Source organism: Halorubrum sp. SP3, assembly GCF_005435195.1.
Taxonomy (GTDB): Archaea; Halobacteriota; Halobacteria; order Halobacteriales; family Haloferacaceae; genus Halorubrum; species Halorubrum sodomense.
The window spans coordinates 1-361 of sequence record NZ_SGTU01000474.1 but is presented as its reverse complement, the minus strand read 5'-3'; the positions used below and the strand labels follow the sequence as shown (position 1 = coordinate 361).

General features: G+C 69.0%; 1 protein-coding gene. It reads left to right on the top strand.

Annotated features, from left to right (window positions below; all coding sequences use genetic code 11):
- Nucleotides 1–361, top strand: a 361-nt coding sequence (locus tag EXE42_RS17290; RefSeq protein ID WP_199240810.1) for an acyl-CoA dehydrogenase family protein, incomplete at both ends; no start/stop codon positions are given.

Here is a 361-nt window from a genome sequence, read left to right as displayed (position 1 = left end):
CGTCGCGGCCCACACGTCGCTGGCCGGGAACATGCTCTACGAGTTCGGCGACGAGGCCCAGAAGGAGGAGTACCTCACCGCCCTGAACACCGCCGAGGACATCGGCGCGTTCGCGCTCTCAGAGGCCGAGGCCGGGTCGGACGTGCCCGCGATGTCGACGACCGCGGAGCGCGACGGGGACGGCTACCTCGTCAACGGCGGGAAGCTCTGGATCTCGAACGGCTCCGTCGCCGACACGGTCACGCTGTTCGCCAAGACCGACCCCGACGCCGGGCGGAAGGGCATCTCGTCGTTCATCGTGCGCCCGGAAGAGGACGACGGGTTCGTCGTTGAGGGGACGGAGGACAAGCTCGGGGACAAG